The sequence below is a fragment of the Allobosea sp. 05T422_2 genome (assembly GCF_056396265.1).
Genome location: NZ_JBFTLD010000157.1, coordinates 1 through 14,884 on the forward strand (window position 1 = coordinate 1; position 14,884 = coordinate 14,884).

At 63.9% G+C, this 14,884-nt stretch carries 13 protein-coding genes; 4 read left to right on the forward strand and 9 right to left on the reverse strand.

Translation table 11 applies throughout. The features are described 5' to 3' along the window. The coding region (gene hutU / locus AC1DJT_RS23315; protein ID WP_476834956.1) for a urocanate hydratase at positions 1 to 1,478 on the forward strand (1,478 nt) is incomplete at its 5' end. A gap of 2 nt (positions 1,479 to 1,480) precedes the next feature. Further along, positions 1,481 to 2,068 carry a HutD/Ves family protein gene (locus AC1DJT_RS23320; RefSeq protein WP_441490055.1) on the forward strand — a complete coding sequence of 196 codons (588 nt, stop codon included), beginning with the start codon at positions 1,481 to 1,483 and terminating at the stop codon, positions 2,066 to 2,068. Positions 2,069 to 2,087: 19 nt separating this feature from the next. Here the strand turns inward: AC1DJT_RS23320 and AC1DJT_RS23325 are convergent, their stop codons facing one another. The 5 genes from AC1DJT_RS23325 to AC1DJT_RS23345 all read right to left on the reverse strand — a co-directional run bounded on the left by AC1DJT_RS23325 (position 2,088) and on the right by AC1DJT_RS23345 (position 7,249). Then, positions 2,088 to 3,158 (reverse strand): class I SAM-dependent methyltransferase, encoded by a 1,071-nt coding sequence (locus AC1DJT_RS23325; RefSeq protein ID WP_476834957.1) that lies wholly within the window; start codon positions 3,156 to 3,158, stop codon positions 2,088 to 2,090. A gap of 257 nt (positions 3,159 to 3,415) precedes the next feature. Further along, a complete protein-coding gene (locus tag AC1DJT_RS23330; protein WP_441490057.1) occupies positions 3,416 to 4,822 on the reverse strand; it encodes a TRAP transporter large permease in 1,407 nt (468 codons plus the stop codon). Positions 4,823 to 4,825: 3 nt separating this feature from the next. Further along, positions 4,826 to 5,410, reverse strand: coding sequence for a TRAP transporter small permease (locus AC1DJT_RS23335; RefSeq protein WP_476834958.1), 585 nt, complete (start codon positions 5,408 to 5,410; stop codon positions 4,826 to 4,828). A 69-nt stretch (positions 5,411 to 5,479) separates the two neighbouring features. Then, the gene (locus AC1DJT_RS23340) at positions 5,480 to 6,454 is read right to left on the reverse strand and encodes a sialic acid TRAP transporter substrate-binding protein SiaP (protein ID WP_441490059.1); all 975 of its coding nucleotides are present in this window, start codon (positions 6,452 to 6,454) and stop codon (positions 5,480 to 5,482) included. Between the two features lie 39 nt (positions 6,455 to 6,493). Further along, positions 6,494 to 7,249, reverse strand: a complete 756-nt coding sequence (locus AC1DJT_RS23345; RefSeq protein ID WP_476834959.1) for a FadR/GntR family transcriptional regulator — start codon at positions 7,247 to 7,249, stop codon at positions 6,494 to 6,496. Positions 7,250 to 7,593: 344 nt separating this feature from the next. Between AC1DJT_RS23345 and AC1DJT_RS23350 the strand changes: the two genes are divergently transcribed. Beyond that, on the forward strand, positions 7,594 to 9,942 hold the full coding sequence (locus tag AC1DJT_RS23350; protein ID WP_476834960.1) for a multicopper oxidase family protein: 2,349 nt from the start codon (positions 7,594 to 7,596) through the stop codon (positions 9,940 to 9,942). A 95-nt stretch (positions 9,943 to 10,037) separates the two neighbouring features. On the opposite strand, the gene AC1DJT_RS23355 is transcribed toward AC1DJT_RS23350, so the two are convergent. Genes AC1DJT_RS23355 through AC1DJT_RS23370 form a run of 4 tightly spaced genes read right to left on the reverse strand, consistent with a single transcriptional unit; the run spans position 10,038 to position 13,061 of the window. Continuing rightward, the gene (locus AC1DJT_RS23355) at positions 10,038 to 10,817 is read right to left on the reverse strand and encodes an ABC transporter ATP-binding protein (RefSeq protein ID WP_441506084.1); all 780 of its coding nucleotides are present in this window, start codon (positions 10,815 to 10,817) and stop codon (positions 10,038 to 10,040) included. Continuing rightward, positions 10,814 to 11,587: an ABC transporter permease gene (locus AC1DJT_RS23360; protein WP_069877596.1), complete on the reverse strand. Its 774-nt coding sequence runs from the start codon at positions 11,585 to 11,587 to the stop codon at positions 10,814 to 10,816. Before AC1DJT_RS23360 ends, AC1DJT_RS23355 begins: the two co-directional genes overlap by 4 nt. A gap of 2 nt (positions 11,588 to 11,589) precedes the next feature. Next, on the reverse strand, positions 11,590 to 12,096 hold the full coding sequence (locus AC1DJT_RS23365) for a mismatch-specific DNA-glycosylase (protein WP_441506083.1): 507 nt from the start codon (positions 12,094 to 12,096) through the stop codon (positions 11,590 to 11,592). Beyond that, positions 12,093 to 13,061 (reverse strand): ABC transporter substrate-binding protein, encoded by a 969-nt coding sequence (locus AC1DJT_RS23370; protein ID WP_441490064.1) that lies wholly within the window; start codon positions 13,059 to 13,061, stop codon positions 12,093 to 12,095. Before AC1DJT_RS23370 ends, AC1DJT_RS23365 begins: the two co-directional genes overlap by 4 nt. Before the next feature lie 240 nt (positions 13,062 to 13,301). Here AC1DJT_RS23370 and AC1DJT_RS23375 point away from each other — a divergent pair, with 240 nt between their 5' ends. Beyond that, a complete protein-coding gene (locus tag AC1DJT_RS23375) occupies positions 13,302 to 14,858 on the forward strand; it encodes an acetolactate synthase large subunit (protein WP_441506082.1) in 1,557 nt (518 codons plus the stop codon). Positions 14,859 to 14,884: the final 26 nt, after the last annotated feature.

The following is a 14,884-nucleotide window of genomic DNA, read 5'->3' on the forward strand; positions in this document are numbered from 1 at the left end:
ACCGGATCGTCGGCGCGCTGCGCTCGCTCGAGGCCGACGAAACGCTGCTGGTGCAGTCCGGCAAGCCCGTCGGCGTGTTCCGCACCCATGCGGATGCACCGCGCGTGCTGATCGCCAATTCGAACCTCGTGCCGGCCTACGCGAACTGGGAGCATTTTCACGAGCTCGATAAGGCGGGGCTGATGATGTACGGCCAGATGACCGCGGGGTCCTGGATCTATATCGGCACSCAGGGCATCGTKCAGGGCACYTACGARACCTTCGTCGAGGYCGGSCGCCAGCATTATGGCGGCAGCCTCAAGGGCAARTGGRTSCTGACCGGCGGTCTMGGCGGCATGGGYGGSGCCCAGCCGCTCGCCGCGACGATGGCCGGGGCCTCGATGATCGCCATCGAGTGCAAGCCCTCCAGCATCGAGTTCCGGCTGCGCACCGGCTATCTCGACGAGAAGGCCGACAGTGTCGACGAGGCGCTGGAGATCATCAAGCGCGCCCATGCGGCCGGCAAGGCCGTCTCGGTCGGTGTGCTCGGCAATGCGGCGGAAGTCTTCCCCGACATGGTCAGGCGCGGCATCCGCCCGGATGTCGTCACCGACCAGACCTCGGCCCATGACCCTCTGAACGGCTATCTGCCGGCCGGCTGGACGCTCGAGCAGTGGGAAGAGCGCAAGGAGCGCGATCCTGCCGGTACGATCGAGGCCGCCAAGAAATCGATGGCCGTGCATGTCCGCGCCATGCTGGATTTCCAGCAGATGGGCGTGCCGACGCTCGATTACGGCAATAATATCCGCCAGATGGCGAAGGATATGGGTGTCGACAACGCCTTCGATTTCCCCGGCTTCGTTCCGGCCTATATTCGCCCGCTGTTCTGCCGCGGCGTGGGCCCGTTCCGCTGGGCTGCGCTCTCAGGCGATCCGGAGGACATCTATCGCACGGACCAGCGCGTGAAGGAGCTGATGCCGGACGATCACCATCTGCATAACTGGCTCGACATGGCGCGCGAGCGCATCAAGTTCCAGGGCCTGCCGGCACGGATCTGCTGGGTCGGCCTCGGCGACCGGCACCGGCTCGGCCTGGCCTTCAACGAGATGGTGGCCAAGGGCGAGCTCAAGGCGCCGGTGGTGATCGGCCGCGACCACCTCGATTCGGGTTCGGTCGCTTCGCCGAACCGCGAGACGGAAGCGATGAAGGACGGTTCGGACGCCGTCTCCGATTGGCCACTGCTGAACGCGCTGCTCAACACTGCCGGCGGCGCGACCTGGGTCTCGCTTCACCATGGTGGCGGCGTCGGCATGGGCTATTCGCAGCATTCGGGCGTCGTCATCGTCGCCGACGGCACCCCGGAGGCGGCAAAGCGGCTGGAGCGCGTCCTTTGGAATGACCCGGCGACCGGCGTGATGCGTCATGCCGATGCCGGCTACGAGATCGCGATCGACTGCGCCAAGGCAAAGGGCCTGAAGCTGCCGGGCATTCTCGGCTGATCATGCGCATCATCCGCGCCAGCGCGTGCCGCACCATGCCGTGGAAGAACGGCGGCGGCACCACGACGGAGATCGCAGCGCATCCGCCCGGCGCCTCGTTGGACGGCTTCGACTGGCGGATCTCCATGGCCCATGTCGGGTCGGACGGCCCCTTCTCCGTTTTTCCCGGCATCGACAGGACCTTGTCGGTGCTGACGGGCCGGGGAATCGTCCTCGCCTTCGGCGAGGGCGAAAGCAAACGCCTCGAGCGGTCCACCGAGCCCTATCCGTTCGCGGCCGACAGGCCGGTCGAGGGGCAATTGGTGGACGGGCCGATCGACGACCTCAACGTGATGACCCGCCGCGGTCGCTGGCTGCACAAGGTAACGCGCTTCAGTGGCACTGGCCCGTTCCAGCTCGACCAGACGGGAGAACTCGTGGTCCTGGTCGCTCGCTCCGATGGCTGGACGATAGCGCGGCCCCCGCACCGGGAAATCCTAGCCACCGGGGACAGTGCCCTGCTGGAATCGGTCGAAGGCGTCGTCCTGACGAATCCTCACGACTCCGGCGAGATCTTCGCGATCGTGCTGTCGGCCGCTCCGCAGATCTGACGCGCGGCCGACGCTCCGATCATGCCTCCATGTAACTGCGCGTCATCGGCAAGGTGTCGAGCCGCTTAGCGAGCTGGAGCTGGAAGACGACAAGGCCATCGTGGCGGAAACTCGCTTCCGAAGCCGCCAGATAGAACTCCCACATCCGCGCGAAGCGCTCGTCATACATGTCCACCGCCTCCTTGCGCCGAGCGAGGAATCGCTCGCGCCAGGCCTTCAGCGTCTCGGCATAGTGAAGGCGCAGCACCTCGACATCAGTGATGATCAGGCCCTCGCGTTCGATTGCCGCCGTGATTTCCGACATGGCGGGAATGTAGCCGCCGGGGAAGATGTATTTGGCGATGAAAGGGTTCGTCGCACCTGGGGGCGTGGTGCGACCGATCGTGTGAATGAGCGCAGCACCGTTATCCGTGAGCAGCTCCGTAATCTTGCGAAAATAGGCACGGTAATAGCCCACGCCGACATGCTCGAACATACCGACCGAGACGATGCGGTCGAAGGGTTCCGCTAGCATGCGGTAATCCTGGAACTGGAAATCGACCGGCAGCCCCTCGGCGGCAGCCCGCTCCTGCGCGACGGAAAGCTGCTCCCGCGAGAGGGTGATGCCCTTCACCGAGGCACCGGTCTCGCGCGCGATGCTCAAGCCCAGACCGCCCCAGCCCGACCCGATATCGAGGACGCGCTGGCCCGGCTCGATCGCCAGCTTGGCGATGATGTGGTGCTTCTTGGCCGCCTGTGCGTCCACGAGCGAAATGTCCGGGCTCGGAAAGTAGGCGCAGGAATACTGCAGGTCTTCGTCGAGGAAGAGCCGGAAGAACTCGGTCCTGAGGTCATAGTGATGGGCGACGTTGCGTCTCGCCCAAGCCAGATTGTTGTTCTGGGTGATGCGCCTGATCGCCGTGCGGAATTGCGTGAGAGGTMGCGTCCACGCGGTCAGTTCCTGTCGCGATGCGCCGGCGATCAGAATGTCGAGAAGGTCGTAGAGACTGCCACGCTCGACGACGACACGCCCGTCCATCACCGCCTCGCCAAGAGCAAGCTCTGGATTCAGCGCCAGTTTCAACTCGGTCGGCCGGTCGAGAATACGCATCGTCGGCCCAGGACTTCTCCCGGCGCCGACGGAGCGCTGGGATCCGTCGGCGAAGACAACATCGAGCCGGGATTTCCCCACCAGCCGAGACAACATCGATTCAATGAGCGCGCGCAAGGACGTCACTCCGTCAGCGAACTCCCCTTCGCCAAAAAAATGGCAATGGAGCCCCTTCAGTGCAACACCTTCAACCTGGGAGTGCAACAGGGGCCTGACTTCAGTGCATGGCGGCGGAGGCTCGGCTCYGCCGCCGAATATTACCGCAACATCCCCATCGTTCGCGGCAGCCACAGCGTCAACTCGGGAATGAAGGTGATGGCGAAGAGCGCCAGGAAGAGCGGCACCAGCCAGGGCAGGATCGCCATGGTGGTCTGCTCGACCGAGAGTTTCGCCACCCGCGAAAGCACGAAGAGCACCATGCCGAGCGGCGGATGCAGCAGGCCGATCATCAGGTTCAGCGTCATGATCAACCCGAAATGGATCGGGTCGACGCCGAGCTTGAGGGCGATCGGCAGCAGGATCGGCACCACGATGGTGATCGCCGCAATGGTGTCGAGGAAGCAGCCGATGAAGAGCAGCAGCAGATTGACCAGGATCAGGAAGACCCATTTGTTCTGGGTCAGCCCGAGGATCAGGTCGGACAGGATCTGCGCCGTGCTCGAGACCGTCAGCAGCCAGGCGAAGATCGAGGCGGCTGTGACGATGAAGAGGACGGAAGCGGTCGTCTCGATCGTGTCGAAGGTCGCCTTGGTGAGTGTGCGCAGCGTCATCGAGCGATAGCGGACAAGGCCGAGGAAGAGCGACCAGATCACCGCCGCAGCGGCGGCCTCCGTCGGCGTGAACCAGCCCAGCGTCATGCCGCCGATCAGGATGACCGGCGTCATCAGTGCCATCACCGCCGAGAAGTCGAAATAGTAGTCGAGCGCCAGCAGGGCGACGAGCGCGAGCCCGATCGCGACATTCTCCGACAGGCCTGCCCAGACGAGCAGATAAGCCAGGACCGGGAAGCCAAGCACGACCAGAACCTCGATCCCGGCCGAGCCGATCTGGCGCAGCGAGAATTTGGCGTCGGAGCCCCAGCCGCGCATGCGGGCGAAGACGGCGACCGTGCCCATCATGAACAGCGTCATCACCACGCCGGGAATGACACCGCCAAGGAAAAGTGCACCGATCGAGGTGTTCGACATCATGCCGTAGATGACGAAGGGCAGTGAAGGCGGAATGATCGGCCCGAGCGTCGCCGAGGCCGCCGTCACGCCGACGGCAACATCCATGGGATAGCCATGGTCCTTCATGGCCTTGATCTCGATCGTGCCGATGCCCGCGGCATCCGCGATCGCCGTGCCCGACATGCCCGAGAAGATCACCGAGCCGATGATGTTGACCTGGGCTAGGCCGCCGCGCATCCAACCGACAAGCGCGACCGCGAAGGCATAGATGCGACCGGTGACGCCGGCGATGTTCATCAGATTGCCGGCAAGGATGAAGAACGGCACCGCCAGCAGCGGGAAACTCTCGACGCCGGCGATCATCCGCTGCGCCATGATGACATCGGGCACAGTGCCGGAAATGACGATGAAGGCGAGAGAGGCGACGGCCATGGAGATGGCCACCGGCACGCCGAGGATCATCAGGCCGAGGAAGGTTCCGAGCAGGATGAGCATGCCTCAGGCCTCCGAGCCGTCGAAGGCMGAAKGCCGTTCCAGCACGGAATAGCCGCGTCGTGCATTCTGCCAGGCGACCTGGATCGAGCGCAGCGTCATCAGAGCGAAGGCAATGACGACGGCATTGAAGACGATCGACTTCGGAAACTGGATCGTCGTCATCATCTCATCGGGGATGAGCGACGCATATTTGTACATGAGCCAGGTGGCGTAGCCGAAGAAGACGATCCGCAAGAGATCGACGCCCGTCGACAGGATCCGCCCCATGCCGGGCGACAGGTAGCGGTAGATGAAATCGACCTGGATGTGGCGCGAGGCCCGCACGCACATCGAGGCGCCGAGGAAGACGACGACGATCAGCGCGTAGATCGCGATCTCTTCCGTCCAGGCGTAGGAATCGTTCAGGACATAGCGCGTGAAGAACTGCAGCACGACGCAACCGACCATCAGCCAGAAGGCGGCGAGCGTCACCCAGTCCTMGACGCCATAGCCGCTCAGATCGGCAGGCGGTGGCGCCTCGTCGAAGACATGCGCGATTTCCTCGCTGGTGACGGGGATGTGGATCTCCTGCGGGGTCTCGCTCGACATCGACGGCCTCGGCTCGGCGTGAGGACAAAAAAGGGCCGGTCAAAGACCGGCCCGATGCGACGGATCAGATCACTTGATCGCCTGGATGCGTTCCCAGTCGGCCTTGCGGTAGCCGAACTGCTCGAAGCTGACATTCTTCTGTACGGCAGCGAGGAAGTCGGCCTTGTCGATCTCGGTGACCGACAGGCCCTTGTCCTTGAAGACCTGCACGAGCTTGACCTCGTCGGACTGGATCTTCTTGGTCGCACGCTCGGCAGCCTCCTGCGCGACGTCGGTGAAGATCTTGCGGTCTTCTGGCGAGAGCTTGTCCCAGAGCTGCTTGGAGACGACCGTGTTGAGGTGGTCGACGATATGTCCGGTCAGGACGATGTGCTTCTGCACCTCGTAGAACTTCTTCGCCTCGATCGTGTTGAGCGGATTCTCCTGCGCCTCGACCGTACCGTTCTGGAGCGCGAGATAGACCTCGGCGAAGGCGATCGGCGTCGTATTGGCGCCGCAGGCGCGTGGCATGGCGAGATAGGCCGGCACGTCCGGCACGCGGATCTTCAGCCCCTTCATGTCCGCGCAGGTCTTGATCGGCTTGTTCGCGGTGGTGTGGCGCGTGCCGTAATAGGTGACGGCCAGGATCTGGTGCCCGCTCTTCTCCTGATAGCCCTTCGCCATCTCCTTGAAGACGTCGCTCTTCACGTAGGCGAGGAGGTGGTCCGGGCCGCGGAAGATGAAGGGATAATAGGTCACGCCGATCGGCGGATAGGCGCGGGCCGCGAAGCTCGAGCCCGAGATGATCATGTCGACGGTGCCCAGCGTCAGGCCCTGGTTGATGTCGGTTTCCTTGCCGAGTTGCGAGGCCGGGTAGACCGTGATCTCGTATTTGCCGTTGGTGCGCTTCTTGATCTCGTCCGCAGCCCAGACCGACTCGGTGTGGAACGGCTCGGATGTCTCGTAGACATGCGCCCATTTCAGCTTGGTCTGGGCCTGGGCCGGCGCCCCGGCAAGAACGAGGCCGGCGGCAAAGGCTGCAGCCAGTGTCAGATAGCTCTTCATCAGGTGTCCTCCCATGGACTCGAAGATCGTTGCTTGGCGTCAATTCTTGCTGGCCGGGCAGGAGTTGACGCTCTCCTGCCCGCTTGAAACCCCTTCACCGAAACTCTGCGAAAAACGCTCCTGCGAGCAGCGCAGGTGCCGGCGCATCGCGGTGCTGGCGGCCTCTCCCGATCMAGCGGCCAGCGCATCACGGATAACCCGGTGCTCGGCGACGGCGGTGCGCCAGGATGTCTCGTTCTCGAAGTAGCTCGCGAGTTGCTGGAAATACGGATTGATGCGCTGATCGAACAAGGTGCCAACAAAGCGCGCCAGAACGGAGTTCCCCAGGATTCCGGCGATCGCGACATGGAAGGCGCGGTCGAGCGCGACGAGTTCGTCGCTCGGCAATCCGGGAGCCTCCATTCCGCACAGGATTTCCTCGAGGCGCGCGAGATCCTCGCCCGTTGCCTGCCCTCCCGCCTCGGCGCAGATCGCGCTCTCCACCAGCTCGCGGGCCTTCAGGACCTCGAAAGGCCCCTCGGGCGCATCATCGGAGACAAGGATGGCGCTGGGAACCGGACGTGGCGGATCGATCACGTAGACGCCGGAGCCCATGCGGATACGCACCMGCCCCTCGACCTCGAGCGCGATCAAGGCCTCGCGCACTGAAGGACGAGAGACGCCGAGCTTTTCCGCGAGTTCCCGCTCAGGTGGCAGGCGTGCGCCAACGGGAAACTCCTGCCGGTCAATGAGATGACGCAGCTGATCGGCGATCTGACGATAAAGGCGCGGCGACTCGACGGCTTCGAGCGGCACGTGTCACTCCCCGGTCCATCCCMTGCCTCGGCAGTACCGAGGTCAATTTGGCCATGTGGTCAGGCCAATTTTGGAGAAGAAACCATCGTAGCGACCGGCATGTCAATGAGCCTTCGCAGGCAGGCGCCTTCCGTTCCAGCGATGGCCCTGCCCCTGCCGTTACGCCCCGTACCAGCAGCTCGGTCTTTCAGAACGCCAGCGGCCGATGGTACGGCTGAGTGCGACCAAGGTCGCGGACTTTGGTTTGTCGATTTGTCCGACCATGGTCTCTCCCCGCAGTCCGGCCTCATGGGTATAATTGTTGAGGCGGCTCGCACCCATTGGCCAGATGCGGGGAGGCGGACATGTATCTTCCGCGCGAGACCACCGGCGTCCTGTTGAAGGAAGCTGAKCGCGCTCTGGAAAACCGGCTCGAGATCGTCAGAGCCCTCGCCTTGGGGCAGATCACCAAACGCGATCTGCTGCGCTGGGGATATTTCGCGACCGGCGGGCTTCTGATCGCGAGGAACGGGCTCGGCCGGTTCGTCGGTAGCGCCTATGCCGACAGCGTGCCGCGCAGCCCGACTTTCGGCGCAGTCAAGTTCCAGACGCCGATGCCGCGGGCCGAGCTTCAGAGGCCGGTCCCGCTGCTGCGCCTGCCGAATGGCGATGCGGCCTGGCAGACGGGTGGGGGCGGTACGGAACTGGCCGCCAGGAGCTTTTCCTATCACACCGACTTCACCAATTCCGGCGGTGCGGTCTTCCGCAATCCGGTGACCGGTGTCGGGCCGTTCGAGGGGCGGCCGCCCGGCGAGTTCTTCGCGCATCAGCGCTGGGAGGAGCTTTACCCGAAGGTGGGCTATCTGCTGTCGGTCGGACAGGTCCGACCGGGCAGCAAATTCGGCCAAGGGCTGCCGGACCAGAACGCGAACTCCGTCTGGTCCTTCGGCCCCCGGCAGCCTGGGCAGACGGGGAATGCCGCCGGCCTGCGCACGGGGTTGGCGAGGCCCGTTCTGATCAAGGCCCGCTACGGCGAACCGATCCTCACGCGAATCTACAACGACCTGCCGGTCGACCGGGCCATCAATGGCGGATTCGGGCGCAACGAAAGCTCGGTTCACCTTCACAATTCGCATAACGGCGCCGAGAGCGACGGTGCCTGCAACGCGTTCAATTTCCCCGGGACTTTCTATGACTATCACTGGGCAATGGCCATGGCGCGGCGCGATTTGCCGAGCGTCTGGCCGACCAGCGACCGCGACTTTGCGCGCAAGGCCTCGGGACCCGACGATGGCAACGGCCTGGTTCAGGTCCCGGGCGATTTCCGGGAGATCCAGGGCAGCCTCTGGTTCCACGACCATCGCTTCTTCTTCACGGCGCAGAACGTCTACAAGGGCATGTTCGCTGTCTTCAACATCTACAGCGGCCCTGATCGAGGCCGCGAAGATCTCGATGACGGCATCAACCTGCGGCTGCCGAGCGGCTCGCAGCTCAAATGGGGCAATGTCGATTTCGACATCAACCTCGCGATCTCGAACCCGGCCTTCGACGCCAATGGGCAGCCCCGGTTCGACATCTTCGACACCGATGGCTTCCTGGGTGACATCCTGTTGGTCAACGGCACCTATTATCCGTATTTCGAGGTGCTGCCGCGACGTTACCGCTTCCGCCTCCTGAACGTCTCCGTCGCGCGCTTCATCAAACTGGCACTCGGGGTCAACAAGAGTGCTCGCTTCTCGCAAGCCACCAAAGTTCCGTTCTACTTCATCGCCAATGACGGAAATCTGGTTGTCAGTCCGATCGCCCTGACCGAGCTGGACGAGCAGGGCGTTGCGGAGCGCTACGACATCGTTGTCGATTTTTCCGCCTTTGCGCCAGGCGACAGCATCTATCTGGTGAACCTGTTGCAGCAGACCGACGGGCGCCGGCCAGACGGCGCCGTCTCGATCGACAGGGCACTCAAKGCTGGCGGTGACGATCCTTGTGTCGGCCCCTTCCTTGAGTTCCGGGTCGTGAATTCGCTGCAAAGCGTCGACAATCCCGGCAAGATCTACAATGCMAGCAATCCGCTCGACAAGGATCGCAGCGTCAATTTCACCGATCCCGAGTGGCGGTCCGGCGCCAAGACCCTGACCAGTCAAATCCCGATCGTCGCGCCAGTGCGTGAGCGGACCCTTGAATTCGGCAGGTCAGGGGGTGGAGATTCTCGCAATACTGCTGACGGGCAATGCATCCCCGATTGCGGCAATGCCGATTCCTTTCCCTGGACCATCAAAGTCAACGGCCAAGCAGCGCACTCGCTCAACGCCAACCGCATCTCCCTCCTGGTCCCCAAGCCGGGCGAGGTGGAGCACTGGACCCTCGTCAATGGCGGGGGCGGCTGGGACCACCCGATTCACCTTCATTTCGAGGAAGGCGTCACCATCGACCGCGGCGGAGCTGCCATTCCCGCAACGGAGCGCCTTGTACGCAAGGATGTCTGGCGCCTGCGGCCCTCGGGCAAGGTGAAATTCCAGGTGCGGTTCGGGGAGTTCGGCGGGGCCTATGTGACCCATTGCCATAACGCCACCCATGAGGATGCTGCTGCGGCTCCAGCTCCTGACGCCTCCACCCGGAGATCCGAACTTCAAGGGCCAGCCGCAATATGTGGTGACACAGACGCCGATCCCGACGCCGAACGGCGTGACCTTCAAGCAGCCCGAAATTCTACCTGAAGGAGATCCCCGGAAACTCAGAGTTGCAGGATCTGCACGCTCCTGACCAAGACAGGGCGACCGATCGCCGGAGCTCCGCTGCACAAGATCGCGGGCTAAGCCGCGCTCGCCATCACCTCTGCCCGGATCTCCTCGACCAGCCGCTCCTTGAGCGCGACGAATTCCGGGCTCGTCTTGATCGTGTAGGGCCGCGGATGCGGGAGGTCGACCGGGATGTCCGCCTTGACGCGTCCCGGCCGGGCGCTGATCACCACGACGCGCGAGGCCATGAAGATCGCCTCCTCGACGTCATGGGTGACGAAGAGCACGGTCTTCTGCTCACGCTCCCAGATGCCGAGCAGCATTTCCTGCATCAGGGCGCGTGTCTGGTTGTCGAGCGCGCCGAAGGGCTCGTCCAGCAACAGGATCTTTGGATCATTGGCGAGGGCACGCGCGATCGCGGTGCGCTGCTGCATGCCGCCCGACAGCTGCTTGGGGAAATGGTTCTCGAAKCCCTTGAGACCGATGCGTCCGGCCCAGTCGACGGCGATCCGCAGCCGCTCCGCCTCCGGCACGCCCTTCTCGCGCAGGCCGAAGGCGATGTTCTGCGCCACGGTCAGCCAGGGAAAGAGGGTATAGCTCTGAAAGACGAAACCGCGATCCGCACCGGGCCCTGTCACCGTCTCGCCATCGAGCAGGATGCGCCCTTCCGTCGGCGTCTCCAGCCCGCCGATCATGCGCAGCAAGGTCGACTTGCCGCAGCCGGAGGGGCCGAGAATGGTGATGAAGTCGTTGTCGGAGACGCTGAGGGACGTCGGCATCAGCGCCCGTGTCGCCTGCCCACCGTGACGCGCGGGGAAGGATTTTCCGACATTGTCGATGATGAGCTTGCTCATTTCGCGGCCCAGGGGAACAGGCGCTGATTGACCGCCTTGAACAGGAAATCCGAGATCAGCCCGATCAGGCCGATGACGATGATGCCGAAGATGATCTGCCCGGTGTTCAGCAGCGCCTGGCTGTCGGTGATCATGTGGCCGATGCCGGAGGAGGAACCGATCAGCTCGGCGACGATGACATAGGTCCAGGCCCAGCCCAGCACCATGCGCAGGATCTCGGCGATCTCGGGCGCAGCATTGGGCAGCAGCACGCGCATCACCACGGAACGGTCGCTGGCGCCCAGCGTATAGGCGGCATCGACGAGATCGCGCCGGATCGAGCCCACCGCGACGGCGATCATCAGGATGATCTGGAAGACCGAGCCGATGAAGATGACGAGCAGCTTCTGCGTCTCGCCGATGCCGGCCCAGAGGATCAGCAGCGGGATGAAGGCCGAGGCCGGCAGGTAGCGCGCGAAGGAGACGAAGGGCTCGAAGAAGGCCTCGATCGGCTTGTAGGCGCCCATCAGGATGCCGAGCGGCAGCGCGACGATGACCGCGAGGATGAAGCCGCCGAGGACACGCCAGATCGTCATGCCGATATCGAACGCGAAGCCGTATTCGACGAGCAGCTTGTAGCCCTCGCCGACCATGGTCAGCGGATCGGCCAGGAAGAGGCGCTGGACATAGCCGCCGAAGGTCGCGACCGACCAGAGCGCAACGAAGAGTACGAAGAAGCCGAGCCCCAGCGCGACGCGGGACGGGACGGAAACGGGCTGAAGCGGCTTCATCGTCAAATCGCCCGCGAACGCCAGGCCGAGGCCAGTTCCTGCCAGGGTTCGACCGACCAGAAGCCCGAGGCCGCGCCGGAGGTCGATGGCAGCACGAAAGTCGCGCAACCCGCGACATCAACCAGCTGGCGGCCATAGCCGATGGCAGCACTGGATTGACCCAGCACGGCCTCGGCCGCCCGCTTGCCGTTGAAGGCGATGAAGGCCGGAGCCGTCGCACGCATCTTCATCAAGAATCCTTCAACATCGAAATGAGCACGAACGAGCGCGGCATCCGGCCCGGAGGTCGCTTTCGCGACGTCGGTGAGACCAAACCCATAGTCGAGCAAGTGAGGAAAATCCTCAGGCCTGAATTGCCGGGGAAGAAGGCCGATGGTGTGAAGCACCCGCCAGAACTTGTTCCCCGGTCCGGCGTAATAGGCGCGCCGCAAGGCTGAGGCGCGCCCGGCCTGAGTGCCGCAGAAGACGATTCCCAGACGTGGCGCAAGCACGTCCGGCAGGATCGTCACATCGCACCGCCCGAAACGAAGCGCGTATCGACCAGCGTGGTGATATCGGGCTTCGACTTGATCAGGCCGATCTCGAGCAGCAGGTCGGCCGCCTTGGTGGTGAAGGCCTGCCATTCCCCGGAGAAGAACTTCTTGTTGCCCTCGGCATCCGACCAGCGCAGGAAGCCGGCGGATTTGCCGAACTGCTCACCGGACTGCTTCACGTCGGCGCCCATGATGCCATAGGCCTTGGCCTGATCGGCCTTGATCAGTTCGAGCGCCTCGAAATAGCTCTTGGTCAGCCCCTTCACGGCAGCCTCGTTGCCCGCGATGAAGGCCGGCGTGCAGCCGAAGGTGTCCATCACCATCGGATAATCGAGCGTGGTCGCGATGATCTTGCCGGCATCCGGCTTGTCGCGCACGGCAGAGAGATAGGGCTCATAGGTCATGGCCGCATCATTCTGGCCGGCGATGAAGGCCTGGGCCGCCGGGCCGGGCTCCATGTTGACCACGGTCACGTCCTTGACCGACATGCCGTTCTCCTTGAGGAACCAGGCGAGCGCGAAATAGGGCGACGTGCCGGGCGCAGAGGCAGCAACCGTCTTGCCCTTCAGATCCTTGATCGAGCCGGTCGCGCTACGCACCGCCATGCCGTCGGCGCCATAGCTCTTGTCGAGCTGGAAGAGCTGCTTGGTCTTGATCCCGGCGGCGTCCCAGACGATCCAGGTCTCGACAGTCGTGGCGGCGCACTGGATATCGCCGGAGGCGATGGCAAGGTGACGGTCCTTCTGCGGGATCTTCTTGATTGACACATCGAGGCCATTCTTGGCGAAGATGCCGGCCTCCTTGGCCAGCACCAGGGGCGCGAAACCGGTCCAGCCGGAAATGCCGATCGAAACCTTGGTCTGCGCCTGTGCGCCCGTGGCAGCCAGCAGCGCCGCGAAGCCAAGTCCGGCCGCGGCTCCGATACGCTTCAAACCTGTCATGTCGAAACCCTTCCCCTGGTTGATGTMGTTCGCGCCCGTGAGACTTAAAGCCCATCGCCTCATCCGAAGCGGGATGCAACCTTCATTCCAAGGCAGGTTAAATGCATATGCAAAACCGTCAAGGCGGCGATCAGTTTCCTGAACGAAGGTGATAAATTTCTCTTGTTTGACACCGGACGAGGGTTCCGTTCCCTTCGCAGGGTCCTGCGCGCCGCGCATCTCCCAAGAGGTCCTTCCAGAATGAACGGCGCCGACCGCCTTTGCGATACCCTCCTCGTCAATGACGTGGATGTCTGCTTTGCCAATCCCGGCACCTCCGAAATGCATTTCGTCGCGGCGCTCGACCGCAAGCCGGAGATGCGCTGCGTACTCGGCTTGTTCGAGGGTGTGGTGACCGGTGCGGCCGACGGCTACGCCCGCATGGCCGACAAGCCGGCGGCGACGCTGCTTCATTGCGGCCCCGGCATGGCGAACGCCCTTGCCAACATGCACAATGCAAGGCGGGCCTGGACTCCGATGATCAATGTGGTCGGCGATCACGCGACCTATCATCTCGTCCATGACGCGCCACTGACCAGCGATATCGAAAGCCTGGCCCAGCCGATGTCCCATTTCGTCCGTCGGATCACGACGCCCGAGGATGTCGGCCCGGCGATCGGCGAATCCTATGCCGCCGCCATGTCGCTGCCGGGCGTAACCACCGTGATCCTTCCGGCGGATTGCGCCTGGGGCAGCGTCGCGCCGGCCAAGCTTGCGCCGGTCGCGGTGCCCAAGCTGAAATCGGTCGATATGACCGCCGTGAAGGAGGCCGCAGCCGCCCTTCGCAAGCACGGCAAGCGTGCCGCCCTGATGATGACCAATATGGCTTTGCGCGAAGGCCCGATGGCGATGGCGGCGCGGATCTGCGCCGTCACCGGCGCGCGCGTTTTCGGCCAGATGTCGAATGGCCGCATCGAGCGCGGCGTCGGCCGTGTCGCCCTGCCGAAAGTGCCCTACCCGGTCGATATCGCGCTCGAGGCGCTCAAGGATATCGACCTTTTGGTTCTGGTCGGCGCCAAGGTGCCGGTCGGCTTCTTTGCCTATCCGGGCAAGCCCGGCCGCCTGATCCAGGACAGCTGCGCGGTGGTGACGCTGGCCGAGATCGGCGACGACCTGCCGCTCGCGATCGAGGCGCTGGCCGATGAGCTTGGCGCGCGCCAGAGCCAACCGCTCTATGTCGCGGAGCCTCGCAAGGAGGTTGCTGCCCTGCCGACCGGCGCGCTCGACGCCGACAAGGTCTGCACGATCGTGGCGACGCTGCTGCCCGAGAACAGCATCATCTGCGACGAGTCGGTMTCATCGGGCCGCGTCTTCTACCAGCAATGCCACAACGCCCCGCAGCACGACTATATCCAGCTCACCGGCGGCGCGATTGGCGAGGGCATTCCACTCGCGATCGGCGCAGCGGTGGCCTGCCCGGACCGCAAGGTCATCGGCATGCAGGCCGATGGCTCCGGCATGTATACGGTTCAGGGCCTGTGGACACAGGCGCGCGAGAATCTCGACGTCGTCACGGTGGTCTTTGCCAACCGGACCTACCAGATCCTGCATGGCGAGATGCGCGCCGTCGGTGTCAATGATTTCGGCCGCAACGCCAAGCTGATGCTCAATCTCGACGAGCCGGCGCTCGACTGGGTCTCGATGGCGCGCGGCATGGGCGTCGAAGCGGGCCGCGCGACCACCGCCGAGGAATTCACCAAGCTGTTCCAGGGCGCATTGTCCCGGAAGGGACCGTTCCTGATCGAGGCAGTGATCTGAACTTCGCCTGGCGCGGAGGCCGGGCT